Here is a 16,132-nt window from a genome sequence, read left to right as displayed (position 1 = left end):
TCCATTTTTTCTCTATGACTCCAACACACTTCACCGGGTAGCAGATAGCTCCGGCTCTATATCGGACCAGAATGCGATACGCCGCGCGCCCCGCTTCGCCCAGTACATCGCTTCATCGGCACGCCGCAGCAACTCCTCAGCACTCTGGCCGCTGTCGGGAAAGGTTGCGATGCCGATACTGGCGCTGATGTCGACCTCTACGCCATCTATGGAATAGCTCCGCATCAACAGTTCGAGCAGATCCGATACCAGTCTATCAAGCACCTTACGCTCGGGCAGATCGGTCAGGATCAGGGTGAACTCGTCGCCACCTCGACGCGAGACCGTATCACTGCTGCGCAAAGCGTTATCCAGGCGATGCGCTATCTGCCGTAGCAGAATATCGCCAACATCATGTCCATAGGTATCGTTAACCGGTTTGAAGCCATCCAGATCGATGAAGATTACGGCCAGACCCACCTGATGACGCCGGCAGTGATTCAGCTCCAATTTCAGGCGATCATCAAACAGCAGTCGATTGGGCAGGCCCGTCAATTGGTCGTGATATGCCAGGATCGACAGCTCATTCTCGGTGCGCTTCTGATCGGTGACATCGTTCACCGTGTATACCTCGACCAGCTTTCCCGATAGCTGGGCAAGGCTGACATCGACCGAGCAGAAGTAGAGCTGACCATCACGATGTTCAACCACCATTCCCTTGTCACGCTGCCGCAATACTTGATCGACCGACAAGCCAACCAGCTCAGCCTCCCCATATCCGGTCAGCAGCTCCATCGCCTCGTTGGCGCGTAATATGCGGTTATGCGAACCCACCACGAGAACGCCTGAGGCTATACGATTGATGATCTTATCGATCAGGTCGCGCTCCTGATGCACGATGTGCAGCCGCTTAAGATAGATAGCGATGGCCACAGCGAAATTGAAGATGGCCAGCAGGAATGCCAGGCCTTGGAAACTGCGAATATAGCGCGCTTCCTGCCGTGTCTCCGCCTCCAGCTCAGAGGTCAGAGAGTTCATCAGCTCCAGTAGATGCAGATTGTCACGCTCCGCCAACTGCACCGCCTCCTGCAGATTACCGGAGCGCCCCTCCCCCTCAATCACCGCCAGAACCTTTTCCCGATACGGTTGCCAGAGCGATTGCGCACCCAGTGCCAACGCCCGGGTTCGGCTGTTCTGCAACGGAGACAGGTGGATCTGGTGACCCAAACCGTCGCGAGTCAGGCCACCGACAACGAACCCGGTCATCGTCTTATCGAACAGGTCGAAGGTATCGGCCAGCTCATCAAGAACTCTCGCATAATCCCCCCCGCCAGGCATGGACTCCTCAAGCTGCAATAGCGTCTTGACCATGCGCTGCGTCAGCATTCGCTGACGTCCGGCCAGGTTGATATGGACCGCCTGCTGCTCAATCCTAAGCGACAGCCAGAAGTTCAGTGCCAGTGCAGCAAAGTCAAAAAACAGGAAAAGAATCACCGCCAGCAGTGCCAGGCGCGTACTGGAGCCACGCCAGGTCTGCACCGCTTTCTGGCCAATGTTCGCGAAGATCCTTCCCATTCTTCCATCCAATCCGAGGCTCCAAGCCCCGATATCAACACCATAATCGCCAGCTGACGCTAATTAAGAGAAGCATAGATCAGGCCAGAAGGTAATGCTGTTGCGTTCGGCAGGAGATTACAGATAGGTGCGCAAACGTTTGAAACTCGGGCTAAGCGAAAACCCCAGCTGTTTTTCCAGAGTTTTAAGACTGCGCTTCAGCTGGCTAGTGCTGTGCGAGCAACCCTCCATGCCGGCATAAATAACCCAGTTACCCTCACTGGTGGTAACGCCGCGGATATCGCTGAACAACCCCGATAACAGGTTGATCAGCTCACTTCCCTCATGCTCTCGCCAGCAATTTAATACCAGCCAACCCTTTGCTTTCAGACGCCCAGCGCAACGCTGAAGAAACACGGGGTCGATCTGCTGCTCATCCATCCCCTCAGGTCCATAAATATCGCTGAAGATCAGATCGAACCGCCCTTGAGAGGGCCCACCCAGAAACACCCCTGCATCCATCTGGTGCAGCTCAAGCCTGCGACCCCGCGGTAGACGAAAAAACCGCTGCGCGGCCGTAATAACCGCAGGCCGCAGCTCAACCACCTGCTGGCTGATATTGGGAAACCGCTCATGCAGGCAGGTATTAAGCCCTCCGGCACCAAGCCCCAGACTGAGCACCTGCTTCGGCTCGATAAACGCCAGAACCAGCAGCATCGCACGCGTATATTCATGCTGCAGGGCAGTTGAATCGCTCTTCAAAACACTGCTCTGCTCGTCGTCGTCACCAAAGCTCAGGATTCGCCGATCGCCCTCCTCAAGCACCCTGACAACGCCGTATTGATCATATTCACGAAATAGCTCGCGACTCGCGCTGGACATTCAAACTCCAGAAATCGGGCAAGGTTACCCTCACCGGGATCCAAACTCCACCTTAACGAGTATTTCCCAATGCCCCGTCATACTCTTCGGGCCGCTCTTTTATACTTGGGATCAACGGCAACCAGACCTCGAAACAGCTCCCCTCACCGGGCTCGCTTTCGACCGTAATACAGCCTTGATGCGCGCGCACTATCCCGTAGGCAACGGACAACCCAAGCCCCGTGCCCTTGCCAACCTCCTTGGTGGTGAAAAAGGGATCGAAGATCCTGCTCAGCTTGTCCCGCGCAATACCACACCCGTTGTCTTTAACCCTTATCTTGACGCCGTCACCATACACGCAGGTCTGAATCCGAATCTCTCCCTTTCCCTCAATGGCATGCGCAGCATTGATCAACAGCGTCAGGATCACCTGATTGATTTGTGATGGCACACACTGGATCTCCGGTAGCTCCGCGAAATCTTTTACCACCTTGGCCTTCTGTTTCAGTTCGTTGCGCGCAATGACCAGTGTCGCGTCAACACACTGGTTGAGGTTCGCCGCCTGCCACTCCGTATTGGATATATGAGAAAAGTTGAGCAGGTTATCGACGATCACCTTGATTCGGCGGGTGCCCTCTACCGTATCGGACAGTATCTCCGGAATCTCCTCTGCAATAAGCGCCACCCGGTACCGCTGCTTGAGCTGGCGAATCCGTGATTGCAGTTGCGGCTCGGTCAGCAAATCGTCATATGCCTGATGAATCTCCATCAACGCTGACACATACTCCTGAAGGCACTGGATATTGGAGCTGACAAAGGAGAGCGGATTATTGATCTCGTGCGCAACACCGGCAGACAGCTGCCCCAGAGAGGCCATCTTTTCAGACTGCACCAACTGAGACTGAGCCACATGCAGCTGGTCGATCAGTCGCGACTGCGTGCGCTGCTCCTCAATCAATGCGCGGTTGGCGTCGGCCAGATCGGCCGTACGCAGTTCAACCCTCTGTTCCAATTCGCGGTTCAACTGCATCAAGCTATTCTGCGCCGACTCAAGCTCCTGTCCCATCACCACCAACCCATCGGATATATTCTGCACCTCTCGTATCACATATCCGGTACGGGGCTGCTGATAATACCCCTCCCCAATCGCCAACATCCTGCTCTCCAGCTCAGCCAGAGGGCGGGAGATCGCCCCACTCATACGCACGGCCTTGCGGTATAGGAAACCGAGAAACAGCAGATAAAACAGGATTAAAAGTGCGAGCATGGCATAGCCGACCACGTCGAAACGCTGCTTCACGGCATGGGTGTCAGCATAGAGCTCAGCCTCGTCGACGATAATCAATAGACGCCAGCCGGTATTGGGGATAGTAGCCCAGGTGGCCAGTTTGGACCTGCCGTTCAGTGAAAGCGTGACAATACCCTCGGGAGAGACCAATTGCGCGGCCAGAGGCTCGGTATCCGGACGCTTGAAGATATTGAACCGCTCCGGCTTGAACATATCCTGCCGTATGGCCTGATCATAGCTGTGACTGGTCAGCTCCTTCAGCCCCCAGTCCAGCTCGGCACTCTGCGGCATCGCCATGATGGTACCGCCGCTGTCCAGCAGCATCGCATAACTTTCCCAGGGCAGCTTCAACGACAGAATCTGGTCGATAACCGCGGACACCTGGACATCGAGCCCCACCACCCCCTCCAGGAAGCTGCTCTGCCGAGCATATACCGGGGCGATTGCCGATACCATCCAGCCCTGCCCCGCCGGATCCACATACACATCGGTCCAGACCACCCCGCGTTCCGGGTTATGCTCCGCATCCGCCTCGTAGTAAAAGTTGTAGGTGGGGATATCGATATCAACCGGATACTGCTCGAGTACATCGAAATAGGGATAGATACGATTCATCGAATCGTAGGAGTTGAAATAGGCCTGGGCGATCAAATCACTGCCGTCGACAACCTGCTTCATCAGTGGGTCCAGCTGCGCAAGCCGCCAGGCCTTCTGCTGCTGCGCCACCCCTATAGTCGCGATGGATGAGTAGAACAGCGCCGCGCCGCCGGTATCTGAGCTGGTATACCAGGCACCTTCAGGGCTGAAGGTATAACGCTGCCGCTCGTCAGGGCCGGGTTCGAAATCGGAGTCGAGAGCCTCCGCCGTCATCGCGGCGTAGACAGCCGCCATTTGAGTGACCGCCTGCAACCGATGATCGACGGTGCTCGCCTCCAGTAGAGCAGTTTCCCGCAGACTGGTGTTGGCATTCTCACGCATCATCCGGACATGTTCGCTATGGATGAGGTAGTTGGTCAGGAGATAAGCGGCAATCAGCGCCAACTCTATCAGGATGATCGGTATCAGCGCGCTTTTTATATAGCCTCGACTGATGACATCAAAGATAGACAGCTTCCTGCTCTCGGGAACAACGCCCGTGTTTGCAGCTCCTGCCCCTATCCCAGGTTTTGCATCCCGGTTCAATTTATCCCGCTTCGCTATGCCCCACATTCTGCAGACTGCTCATCCTTAACCCGTCACTGGATCGCCTGCTCGAGTCCTTCGAGCGAATGCAACGTCAGATCGCTAAGCGAAGGAAAGCGGTCCTCCAGGATAGCGGAGACATACTCAAAGGTGTCTTTCAGGTCCTCGAACGCATCCACCACATCAGGATCGAAATGGGTGCCCCGTCCCTCGATGATCGTCCTCGAAGCCGTTTCATGGCTCAATGCATCCTTGTACGGCCGTCGCGAACAGACCGCATCATACACATCGGCCACGGCCATCAGCCGTGCCACCAGCGGTATCGCTTCGCCCTTCAACCCCTGGGGGTAACCAGTACCATCCCAGCGCTCATGATGGCTCAAGGTCACCTGCTGGCCTATACGCAGGAACTTGGCGGCCTGGACTCCGACGTTACGCTCCATCAACTGTTCCGCCGTGTGCATCGCCTGATACCCGAAGATCGTATGGCGCTTCATCAGCTCGAACTCATCGTCGGTAAGTTTAGTAGGCTTTTGCAATATAGCGTCTGGAATCGCCACTTTGCCGATATCGTGCAATGCAGCCGTTTTATACAACAGCTCGATGGTGTCACGGTCCAACTCCTCAGCAAAGCGCGGATGGTGGCACAAATGCTCGGCCAGTGCTTTGACATAGTGCTGAGTGCGCAGAATATGGTTACCGGTGGAGTGATCGCGTACACGCGCTATCGACGCCAGGCAGAGAATCGCGGCATCCTGCACCACGGCAAGCTCGGAGAGTATGTGCTCCATGGCATCATGCTGATCACCAACCTGCTGTCGCAACGCATTCATCCGCAGGTGCGTACCCAGCTTGCTTTGTGTTATCGGCAGCGACAGCGGTCGGCACAGGTAGTCCTCACACCCCAGCGCAACGGACCTCTCCTTCTGCTCACCAGACTCACACAACATAATCGTCGGTACCGAGTTCGCATGAGCGACAGCGATAGCACCCGCGCAACGATCGGTTCCGAGGTGATCCAAAGCCTGGGCGTCGAGCAGAAACAGGCGCTCAGCACTGCCCGCACCATCGCTCTCCTGAAGTCGGTCAACCAGTTCAGCGGGCGTATGAATCACAGTAAGCGAGTAGTCGTCGCACAGACATCCAGATAGTGATTCGAGCATCTCTTCGCTCACGCAAAGGTAGATCAGCTCCGACATCCCGGTCCCCTTAACCTTGAAGCCGACAAACACACACTATCTGTATGTATTTGTCGCTAATTGAAAACATTTGAGCAGCATTATAACGCCAAGTGTAGCCGCTGATCAGCGACTGAGTGCGTAACCCAGGGTATAAAAGTAACCGCTGAAGGCCTCATTGATCCGTTTCCTGATCTCCCCTTGCGGATAGAGCCCGGATAAGGCTTCCGGAGACTGGCGCGTACCCTTGACCAAAAATTGGTTCTTCAGCACGGCATCCTGCACCCAGGCCTCGAAGGCTCTGGCACACACCTCTTCCGGCAAGCTGTAGTAACGAGAACCGCGCTGCCTATCCATCGCCAACGAGCGCTGTACCAGCTCACTTGGCGCACTGCCATCCTCGTTGAGCATAATCCGGTGGTAACAGGCATAGAGGCGCTGATTCAGTGGGTGGGAGATCTGCTGGCAATCGTGCAACCAGGCGCGAGATCCAAATACGCCTGAAGCCTGACCAGAGAAAGCCTGGCAAGCTATGTAATGGTCAAAAGCATGAAACCATTCATGCGCAATGCTGCCAGGCCCTGCGTTTTTCGCCAGCGCAAATACCCGCTGTCCGGCATCATAGTGCGCCGCTACGCCTGGCCGGCCTCCGGTGCCATAGTGCAACCCCAGGGTACCGCGCAGCGATATTACCGCTTCCGGCACGCGCAGGATTGCCATCAGGTCGCACAGGGCTTCAAAAAAATGGTTTGCCGCCCGCCGCTGCTCCTGAGCAGTAACCCAGCGGCCAATACGGATCGTCTTGAAATCAAAGTGCCGACGGATGAGCGCAAAGTCGATCTCCCGCCCCGCCCGATGATCCGGCCCATTGCGATAGTAGTCCCGCTCTTTCATCTCTCGCTCGTGCGACTTTGCCAGCACTTAGCCCAGTACAGCACCATACGAGCACACAAAAGCGAGCCGTTTCTCACGCGATGAGCAGCGAACTGCCACAGAGCTAGCGAATACACGTTCAAGAGGATGCTGTTTGAACTTTGAGATTGGTGGAGCCTAGCGGGATCGAACCGCTGACCTCAACACTGCCAGTGTTGCGCTCTCCCAGCTGAGCTAAGGCCCCACACACAGGTATAATACCTGCTTTAGATGGCGTCCCATAGGGGGTTCGAACCCCTGTTACCGCCGTGAAAGGGCGGTGTCCTAGGCCACTAGACGAATGGGACGCAGTGACGTTTACGGATTTGGTGGAGCCTAGCGGGATCGAACCGCTGACCTCAACACTGCCAGTGTTGCGCTCTCCCAGCTGAGCTAAGGCCCCTCCGTAAAGACCGGGCGTATACTACTTATAGCCCATTTAAGTGTCAAGCGTTTTTCCCAACAGACTGAATGATTTTTTCTTTTACGATCAACAGGTTAGTTTTTATACAAAAACGGCCGTCAACACCGGTGACCGGCGTGACGGCCGCAGTGAATCAGAGTCGGATCAACCGGGATTCAGCGCCCTATACTCTTTTTCCCAGCTCTTCGCCTGTTTCTTGGACGGTCCGCCAATAACCTCAAGCGCATGACGCACACGAGCGCGGCTGATATCCGGGCCCAGGATAGCCATCGCATCGACAACCGATACGCTCTGCGAAGTACCGGAGATCGCAACAAACAGCGGGAACAGGAAGTCTCGTATCTTGAAGTCGATCGCCTCGCCGACCGCCTTCAATCCCTCAAACAGCTGATCACGATCCCAGTGGCGCAGCTCGTCCAGATACCAGGAGGCGAACTGAAGGATGCGGCGCACATCATCGATGCTCAACTTCTTGTGCTCGAAGCTCGCCTCACTCACCGGCATCATGCCGGACAGGAAGAAGCCGGCCAGCGGCGCAACGTCGGAAAACTTCTCCACCCGGGGCTGAATCAGCGGAATGATCTGCGACAGGTAGGCAGAATTGAGCGCCCACTCCTGGACACGGGCCGCAAACTGCTCCGGCGACAGGTTTTCGCGAATCCACAGGCCGTTGAGCCAGCTCAGCTTTTCCTGGTCGAACACGGGGCCACCCAGGGAAACGCGCTGGATATCGAACGCAGCGAACATCTCCTCCCGGCTGAACTTCTCCCGCTCATCCGGCATCGACCAACCCATGCGACCCAGATAGTTCAGCAGCGCCTCAGGCATATAGCCCATGCGCTGGTAATACAGGATGCTGGTCGGATTCTTACGCTTGGACAGCTTGGATTTATCCGGGTTGCGCAACAACGGCATGTGACACAGCTTCGGCATGTCCCAACCGAAATACTCGTACAACAGTTTGTGTTTGGGTGCCGAGTTGATCCACTCCTCGCCGCGAATGACATGGGTGATCTTCATCAAATGGTCGTCAACGATATTGGCCAGGTGATAGGTCGGCATGCCATCGGACTTGAGCAGAATCTGCGCATCGACCTGAGCCCAGTCCAGCTCCATGGTGCCACGCAACATGTCATCGATTTCGCAAACACCCTCGGTCGGCACCTTCATCCGAACCACGTAGGGTTCTCCAGCCGCCATGCGACGTTCAACCTCATCGGCCGGCAGCTCCAGGTCCTGCTGCTTGAGTGCACGCTGCGCACCCGAGGCTTTTAACTGCTCACGCAGATCATTCAGTTCATCCGCGGTGCGGAAGCAGAGGAAGGCTTTATCTTCCTCGACCAGACGCATGGCGAAGTCCTTGTACATCGCCTTGCGCTCACTCTGGCGATAGGGACCGTGTTCACCCCCGACGTCAGGTCCTTCATCCCACTCGAGCCCCAACCAACGCAGGGAATCGAGAATCGCCTGCTCCGACTCGGGTGTACTGCGGGTCTGATCGGTATCTTCAATGCGCAAAATGAATTGTCCGCCGTGCTGACGGGCAAAAGCGAGGTTAAACAGCGCAATATAAGCGGTCCCTACGTGAGGATCACCGGTTGGAGAAGGTGCAATACGAGTACGAACAGTCATGATGTCCTGTTTTGATCCAATCGTGAAAAAAAGGCGATTATAGCCCTTGCGGGCGCCCCTTCGCCATTAGAGTGAGGGAACGGTAGCCCGCCATAACCGAATTTGGCAAAAAGCACTCGATGAGAGCACGCCAGCACCGAGATGGTGCATCAATACACTCATTTTCACCCTCTTTGCAGCAGGAATTCCCTGCTATCTGCCGAAAACCAGTGTTTCTACTTAGTTGGCACGGAGAATGCTTTATACAGATCAGGTTGGTGAGCCAGACGCTAAGCAACGGCCGCCGAACCAACTTTTTCGCACACGAGGGGCACTGCGAACCCGCCGCATCCGTAAGGATAGCGGCGTTTTTTTTTTGCCGGGAACAGACGCTCCTGCTGGATTAGCGGAAAAAATTATCCCAGATCACACCACCCCATACCGCAGCCGTTATCAGCAGCGAGAGGAATACGGTGGCTGACCCGAGATCCTTGGCCAAGCCTGCCAACTGGTGGAACTCGGTACCCGCACGATCCACTATCGCCTCTATAGCGGTATTCAGCAGCTCCATCATCAGCACCATGAGCAGCGCCGAAATCAACACCCCCAGCTGCAGTCCGGTTTCAGCCACCAAAAAGGCAAGCGGTATCATCGGCGTCGCGATCCAAACCTCGTAGCGGAACGCCGGCTCACTGGCATAGGCGGCCCGGATACCCTTAATGGAATAACGAGTAGCGTGGTAAAACCGCGCCAATCCCTTGGATTTGGTTACGATCACTCTTTCACCTCTTTAATCTAGCGGCGACCAACTAAACTGCGGCGCCCTATTGTCCGAATACCCCTTCGCTTTCTAAAACAGTCACGCCATTCTCGCTCCTGCCTTTTATCGCATTATACTCTTAAGCACACGCAACTAAGCAGATGCAACTACGCAGATGCAACCTGAGCCGACGTGCCGTAACGCCTGGCGTGGAGCCAAGGCTGGATCAAGGAGATGCCCGGTGAGTGACAAGCTGAATGAAACGCGACGCTTCCTGGCGCAGCATCATGGCGGCAATGGCGCCAAGGCAGCAGCAAAGACGGTCAGCACCCACGAGCGTAATCATGATACGGACTTCTGGGCATTTTGGCGTACTCACGTCCCGGCCGCCGACAGCCTGAACATTGCCGACCTGGGCTGCGGACCGGCACTTTTCCTCAAGGAGCTGGCAGACCAGCACCCGGACTATCGACTCACCGGCATCGAAATCGCGCCATACATGCTGGCCAGCATTGAAGCAAAGCCTGACAACCTGGAGATTCGGGTCTCCGACCTCAACGCGCCCGGCGATATGGTCTTCCCTCACCATTCATTGGACGCTTGCCTGGCCAACATGCTGATTCACGAGTTGTTTCAGCCCGTTATGCTGTTCCGCGCACTGCGTCACTGGCTCAGGCCGGGCGGCGTGCTGATATTGACCGATATGGTCCGTCAGCCACTGGACACTTTCCTGCAGCACAAATTCCCCGACACCGACTTCGCCAACGCCGAGCTGGATGCGCCGGAGATGAACGACTGTTTTCGTGACTACTTCGAACACAATCGCTACAGCGCAGAGGATATCAGCAATCTGCTGACACTGTGCGGATTCGAGGTACTGGAACTCCAGTTGCTGCGCCAGGGACGGGCGACACGGATAGCGGCACGCAACCCTTGACGGCATAGGGTTGTCAACGGCGGTGTGGTAGAATTCCGGGACCCAACCCATTCAGAGCTTGAACTGGCTCGAAAACTGCTCGACAGCTGAAGTAACCGATGACGATTCTCGCGCCCCTGCCCGACTCTGTTTCTACCGTTTCCAACTCTGCGCGTCCCCGGGACCTCATCAATCGCAGACTGTCCGTCGCACCGATGATGGACTGGACTACCTCCGATGCCCGCGTGTTTCACCGGCTGATGTCGCGCCATACGCTGCTCTATACCGAGATGGTCACCACCGGCGCACTGATCCACGGCGACCGCGAGCGTTTTTTGCGCTACGACACCAGCGAGCATCCGATCGCACTGCAGCTCGGCGGCAGCAATCCCAGGGAACTGGCCGAGTGCGCCCGCATGGCGGAGGACTGGGGCTACGATGAGGTCAACCTCAATGTCGGCTGCCCCTCGGACCGGGTTCAGAATAATATGATCGGCGCCTGCCTGATGGCGCATCCCCAACTGGTGGCGGAATGCCTGAGCGAGATGCAAGCGGCAACCCGACTGCCGGTGACGATCAAACATCGCTTGGGCATCGACGATCTGGACAGCTTTGAACACCTTCACCGGTTTGTCGAAACTGTCAAACAGAGTGGCTGCCACAGCTTTACCATTCATGCCCGCAAGGCGATTCTCGACGGCCTGAGTCCAAAGGAGAACCGGGAGATCCCACCGCTGATCTATGAGCGCGTCTACAGGATCAAAGCGCTTTTCCCGGAGCTGGAGGTGATCATCAACGGCGGCATTAAAACGCTGGATGAGGCGCAAGCACACCTTAAACATGTCGATGGCGTGATGATCGGCCGGGAAGCCTATCAGAACCCCTACCCGATCCTTAGCCAAGCCGACGCCGTCATCTTTGGCGACAACCACGCCATCGCCGACCGTTTGGCGATCGCCGAACAGTTCATCCCCTATCTGGAACGGCGCATTGCAGAGGGCGCCCCGCTGTACGCGGTGGTCAAGCATCTGCTGGGACTGTTTCATGGCCAGCGTGGCGGACGCCAGTTCCGGCGCCACCTGAGCGAAAACGGACACCAACGTGAAGCCGGCGTCGCCACATTCCGCGAAGCACTGCGCTTCGTCACACCGAATTCAATGCCCGATGAGGACTGAAGATCAGATGGACCAGCTTGAGCAGCTTAAAAAGATCACCACCGTCGTCGCAGATACCGGCGATATCGACGCGATCCGCGCCTTTCAGCCGGTGGATGCCACCACCAACCCCTCGTTGCTGTTGAAAGCGAGTCAGGATGCCAAGTACGCCCCGCTGCTTGACAAGGCTCGGCAGTATGCCAAAGCCCAGGGCGGTAGCGATCGAGAGCAGCTGGCGAACATGAGCGACTATCTGGCGACGCTGATAGGGCGGGAGATACTGGAGATCATCCCCGGTCGCATCTCCACCGAGGTGGACGCGCGCCTTTCGTTCGACACTCAGGCCACCATCGCCAAAGCCCAACGCTTGATCGAACTGTATCAGCAACAGGGTGTCGACCCATCCCGCGTCCTGATCAAGATCGCCTCCACCTGGGAGGGGATTGAAGCGGCGCGCCAACTGGAAAAGGCGGGCATACAGTGCAACCTGACCCTGCTGTTCGGCTTCAGCCAGGCCCAGGCTTGCGCCGACGCCGGCGTGTTCCTCATCTCCCCCTTTGTCGGCCGTATTCTGGACTGGCACAAGGCGCGCCAGCCCGACGCCGACTTCAATGGCGACAACGACCCCGGCGTACAGTCTGTTAGCCGTATCTACCGCTACTACAAGACGCACGGTTACGACACCATCGTCATGGGTGCAAGCTTCCGCAATATTGGCGAGATCCAGTCACTGGCCGGCTGCGATCGCCTGACCATTGCGCCGGCCCTGCTGCAGGAACTGGCAAGCCTGGAACAACCGCTGGCACGAAAACTGAGCCCCGAAAACGGCGATTCGGCCGACACCAAAGAGGCGCTGATCGAGTCCTCCTTCCGCTGGTCACTCAACGACGACGCCATGGCCACCGAAAAGCTGGCGGAGGGGATCCGTAACTTCGCCAAGGATCAGGAAACACTGGAGCAGCTTCTCGCAGGCTGAACCGTAATCAGGCGATCGCACTCAGCGGTCGCCTTTTTTTGCCCCTTTCTGATAACTTTATTTTATCAACACCGCAAACCAATATCGATTAGACAAAGCATTTCCACGTTATAAACTCTGTTTATCAGTTGAAATCCAACGTTCTTGATAAAGAGGGCTTTGTATAGATGGCAACAACACTCTCACCCTATGAGCTGCGCCAGCAGATACGCAGCGGCAGCTTCGCCAGCAACACCTCCGGTTACTGCGCAGGCTTTGTACAGGGCAATCTGGCCATTCTCCCCAAAGCCTACGCCGATGAGTTCCTGATGTTCTGCCAGCTCAATCCCAAGCCCTGCCCGATCATCGGCATGTCGGCTAATCCGGGGGAGTTCATGCTGCCGGATCTGGGCAAAGATATCGATATCCGGCGCGATATCCCGCGCTACCGCATTTACCAAGATGGCGAACTTAAGTCCGAGGTTACCGATATCGTCGAATATTGGCAGGACGACATGGTCGCGTTTTTACTCGGCTGCTCCTTCTCCTTCGAGGAAGCGCTGATCGCCGACGGGCTCGAGATCCGCAACATCACCGAGAAGGTCAACGTACCGATGTACCGTACCAACATCCCCTGCAAGAGCGCGGGACGGTTCAGTGGTACCACGGTGGTCAGCATGCGTCCGATGAAACCCGCCGATGCCATTCGCGCCATCCAGATCTGCTCACGCTTCCCCTCGGTGCATGGTGCGCCCCTGCACTTTGGCGACCCGTCAGCAATCGGTATAGGCGACATCAGCACACCCGACTTCGGCGATGCGGTAAGCATCAGGGAGGGTGAAGTGCCCGTGTTCTGGGCCTGCGGCGTGACCCCCCAGGTAGCGATCGAATCGGCGCGTCCGCCGATCTGCATCACCCACAGCCCGGGCCATATGCTGGTGACCGACCTGCCCAACAGCCGGCTCGCGATTATCTGATCACCGAAATTTGCCAGGAGGAGAGATGTCCGTACTACTCAATTGCGATCTCGGCGAGAGCTTCGGCGCCTGGTCGATGGGCATGGACGAGATGGTCATGCCCCATATCGACCAGGCCAACGTCGCCTGCGGCTTTCATGCCGGCGACCCGCTGGTGATCCAAAACACCCTGCGCATGGCTCGCGAGAACGGCGTCTCTGTCGGCGCGCACCCTGCCTACCCCGACCTGATGGGCTTCGGTAGACGCTCCATCCACGCCAGCGCCAACGAGATCCACGCGCTGATCCATTACCAGGTCTCCGCACTCGACGGCATGGCCGCATGTGCCGGTCTCGAACTCGCCTATGTGAAGCCGCACGGTGCGCTGTACAACGACATGATGGCCAAGCCATCCGTGCGTCAGGCGATCATGAAATCGGTGGCTGATTACTACCGTCCGATCAAACTGATGCTGCAAGCCACCCCGGAGGCGGAGAGCCACCGTATTGAGGCTGAACACTACGGCATCGAACTGCTGTTCGAAGCCTTTGCCGACCGCTGCTATGACGACGATGGCAAGCTGCTGTCACGCACCAAGCCCGGCGCCGTGCACAGCCGCGAGAAGATGCTCGATCAGGTACGCCAACTGTCCGAAGAGAGCAGCGTGACCACCATCAACGGCCACATACTCAAGCTGGAGGTGGATACCATCTGCGTGCACGGCGACAACGCCGAAGGGATAGAGGCGATTCGCGAGATCCGGGAGATGCTGGCGTCATGAGAGTCGACGTAGCCGGTGAAAACTCACTGATTCTCTATTTCGGCGACACCACCGATCCGCGCATCTCGGCACAAGTTCAACAGGCTGTCAGCGACACCGAGCGACTGCTGGGTGATGCGCTGATCGACCTCGTGCCCTCCTACGCATCACTGCTGGTGATCTATAACCCGTTCGTGATCGACCATCTGGAGGTTCGTAAACGCCTGCAAAGCCTGACCAACTACACCACTGCGGGAGAGGTGACAGAGGGCGCACTGATTAAACTGCCGGTCTGGTACTCGACCGAGTCGGGGCCCGACCTGGAAGCGTTGGCACAGAAGGCCGACCTGAGCGTAGATGAGGTGATTGCACTGCACTCCAGCACCGAATATCGCGTCTACGCCATCGGCTTTGCGCCCGGCTTTGCCTACCTGGGCCAGGTGGACGAGCGCATCGCCGCACCGCGCCTGTCCACCCCTCGCCAGACAGTGCCCCGCGGCTCGATCGCCATCGCCGACCGCCAGACCGCGATCTACCCCTCCGCCTCGCCCGGCGGCTGGAACCTGATCGGGCGCTGTCCCACCCGCATGTTCGATCCGGATAGCGATCCCTGCATGCCGGTACAGGTGGGTGACCGCGTGGGCTTCGAACCGATCAGCAAAGAGCGCTATCTGGAGCTGGGAGGCGAGCTATGAGCGGTTTTAAAGTACGCCAACCAGGCCTGATGACCCTGATTACCGACGGCGGCCGCATTGGTCATCACCGTATTGGCCTGACCACCGGCGGCCCACTGGATCCGACGGCGTTTGCCTGGGCTAACCGCCTGCTCGGCAATGACCCGACTGCGACCGCCCTGGAGGTCAGCATCGGCGGTTTGGTGCTCGAAGCGGAAGTTGATACCTGGCTGGTTCTGACCGGTGGCGAGCTGCCATTGAAGATCAATGGCCAAGAGGTGGAGCGCTGGCATGCGCACCGGGTAAAAGCCGGAGACCGTATCGAAGCCGGCTTCAGCCAGATGGGCGCACGCGGCTATCTTGCGGTCAGCGGCGGTTTCGACATCCAGCCGATGTTCGGCAGCACCGCGACAGTACAGCGTGAAAAGCTGGGCGGGCTTAACGGCCAGAAATTGCAAAGCGGTGACCTGCTGCCCTGCGCCCCAGCCACTGACGGCAGTGGTTTTCGCCTGCCCAAGCGCTATCAGCCGAATTATCGCGACGCGGCGCCGCTGCGCGTCATTCTCGGCTACCAGCAGGACGCGTTCAGTGCGGTACAAAAACAGCTGTTCTTTACCAGCACCTACCGTATAAGCGACCGCGCCGACCGCATGGGCTACCGCCTCGAAGGACCCGCTATCCCGCCGTCGATTAACGGTATCCTCTCCGAGGGTATCTGCCTGGGCGCAATCCAGGTGCCGTCCGATGGACAGCCGATTGTGCTACTCAACGACCGCCAGACGATAGGCGGCTACCCCAAGATCGGCAGCCTGTTCTCCCAAGATCTGGCCCGTCTTGCCCAGATGCTGCCGGGTACCGAAATCAGCTTCACGCCCTTTACTCAGGATGAAGCCCACAACCAACTGCTACTTAATCAGCGCTACTACAGCATGATCGAACCGATCGCCGTAACGCCTTGATATCAGGAC

General features: G+C 57.3%; 14 protein-coding genes and 3 tRNA genes. 7 read left to right on the top strand and 10 right to left on the bottom strand.

Annotated features, from left to right (window positions below):
• Nucleotides 1-30 precede the first annotated feature (30 nt).
• The 10 genes from IEX40_RS07305 to IEX40_RS07260 form a co-directional block, all read right to left on the bottom strand.
• Entirely contained in the window at nt 31-1,554 is a 1,524-nt protein-coding gene (locus tag IEX40_RS07305; protein WP_188746836.1) for a diguanylate cyclase domain-containing protein, read from the bottom strand.
• 117 nt (nt 1,555-1,671) lie between these two features.
• A complete protein-coding gene (locus IEX40_RS07300; protein WP_188746827.1) occupies nt 1,672-2,415 on the bottom strand; it encodes a spermidine synthase in 744 nt (247 codons plus the stop codon).
• 52 nt (nt 2,416-2,467) lie between these two features.
• On the bottom strand, nt 2,468-4,723 hold the full coding sequence (locus tag IEX40_RS07295) for a sensor histidine kinase (protein WP_188746825.1): 2,256 nt from the start codon (nt 4,721-4,723) through the stop codon (nt 2,468-2,470).
• A 194-nt stretch (nt 4,724-4,917) separates the two neighbouring features.
• Complete coding sequence (locus tag IEX40_RS07290) at nt 4,918-6,063, bottom strand: HD-GYP domain-containing protein (RefSeq protein ID WP_188746823.1); 1,146 nt, start codon at nt 6,061-6,063, stop codon at nt 4,918-4,920.
• Nucleotides 6,064-6,168: 105 nt separating this feature from the next.
• On the bottom strand, nt 6,169-6,936 hold the full coding sequence (locus IEX40_RS07285; protein ID WP_188746820.1) for a CLCA_X family protein: 768 nt from the start codon (nt 6,934-6,936) through the stop codon (nt 6,169-6,171).
• A 147-nt stretch (nt 6,937-7,083) separates the two neighbouring features.
• A tRNA-Ala gene (locus tag IEX40_RS07280) sits at nt 7,084-7,159 on the bottom strand.
• Between the two features lie 27 nt (nt 7,160-7,186).
• Nucleotides 7,187-7,262, bottom strand: a tRNA-Glu gene (locus IEX40_RS07275).
• A 19-nt stretch (nt 7,263-7,281) separates the two neighbouring features.
• Nucleotides 7,282-7,357: transfer RNA gene (locus tag IEX40_RS07270), tRNA-Ala, on the bottom strand.
• Nucleotides 7,358-7,522: 165 nt separating this feature from the next.
• On the bottom strand, nt 7,523-9,010 hold the full coding sequence (gene gltX, locus IEX40_RS07265; protein ID WP_188746818.1) for a glutamate--tRNA ligase: 1,488 nt from the start codon (nt 9,008-9,010) through the stop codon (nt 7,523-7,525).
• 382 nt (nt 9,011-9,392) lie between these two features.
• Nucleotides 9,393-9,767, bottom strand: a complete 375-nt coding sequence (locus tag IEX40_RS07260) for a diacylglycerol kinase (protein ID WP_188746817.1) — start codon at nt 9,765-9,767, stop codon at nt 9,393-9,395.
• Nucleotides 9,768-9,990: 223 nt separating this feature from the next.
• Here IEX40_RS07260 and IEX40_RS07255 point away from each other — a divergent pair, with 223 nt between their 5' ends.
• The 7 genes from IEX40_RS07255 (at nt 9,991) to IEX40_RS07225 (ending at nt 16,123) form a co-directional block, all read left to right on the top strand.
• Nucleotides 9,991-10,686: a class I SAM-dependent methyltransferase gene (locus IEX40_RS07255; protein WP_188746815.1), complete on the top strand. Its 696-nt coding sequence runs from the start codon at nt 9,991-9,993 to the stop codon at nt 10,684-10,686.
• 98 nt (nt 10,687-10,784) lie between these two features.
• Complete coding sequence (gene dusA, locus IEX40_RS07250) at nt 10,785-11,840, top strand: tRNA dihydrouridine(20/20a) synthase DusA (RefSeq protein ID WP_188746814.1); 1,056 nt, start codon at nt 10,785-10,787, stop codon at nt 11,838-11,840.
• A gap of 7 nt (nt 11,841-11,847) precedes the next feature.
• Entirely contained in the window at nt 11,848-12,795 is a 948-nt protein-coding gene (gene tal, locus IEX40_RS07245; RefSeq protein ID WP_188746812.1) for a transaldolase, read from the top strand.
• 167 nt (nt 12,796-12,962) lie between these two features.
• A complete protein-coding gene (locus tag IEX40_RS07240; RefSeq protein ID WP_188746810.1) occupies nt 12,963-13,751 on the top strand; it encodes a putative hydro-lyase in 789 nt (262 codons plus the stop codon).
• 25 nt (nt 13,752-13,776) lie between these two features.
• Nucleotides 13,777-14,511: a 5-oxoprolinase subunit PxpA gene (locus IEX40_RS07235; RefSeq protein WP_188746807.1), complete on the top strand. Its 735-nt coding sequence runs from the start codon at nt 13,777-13,779 to the stop codon at nt 14,509-14,511.
• Nucleotides 14,508-15,185 carry a 5-oxoprolinase subunit PxpB gene (gene pxpB / locus IEX40_RS07230; RefSeq protein WP_188746805.1) on the top strand — a complete coding sequence of 226 codons (678 nt, stop codon included), beginning with the start codon at nt 14,508-14,510 and terminating at the stop codon, nt 15,183-15,185. The genes IEX40_RS07235 and pxpB overlap by 4 nt, the downstream gene beginning before the upstream one ends.
• Nucleotides 15,182-16,123 carry a 5-oxoprolinase subunit C family protein gene (locus IEX40_RS07225; protein ID WP_188746796.1) on the top strand — a complete coding sequence of 314 codons (942 nt, stop codon included), beginning with the start codon at nt 15,182-15,184 and terminating at the stop codon, nt 16,121-16,123. The genes pxpB and IEX40_RS07225 overlap by 4 nt, the downstream gene beginning before the upstream one ends.
• The last annotated feature ends 9 nt before the right edge of the window (nt 16,124-16,132 follow it).

Source organism: Marinobacterium zhoushanense (assembly GCF_014641945.1).
Taxonomy (GTDB): domain Bacteria; phylum Pseudomonadota; class Gammaproteobacteria; order Pseudomonadales; family Balneatricaceae; genus Marinobacterium_D; species Marinobacterium_D zhoushanense.
Note: the sequence above shows the minus strand (reverse complement) of the source record. Positions and strands in the feature narration are given on the sequence as shown.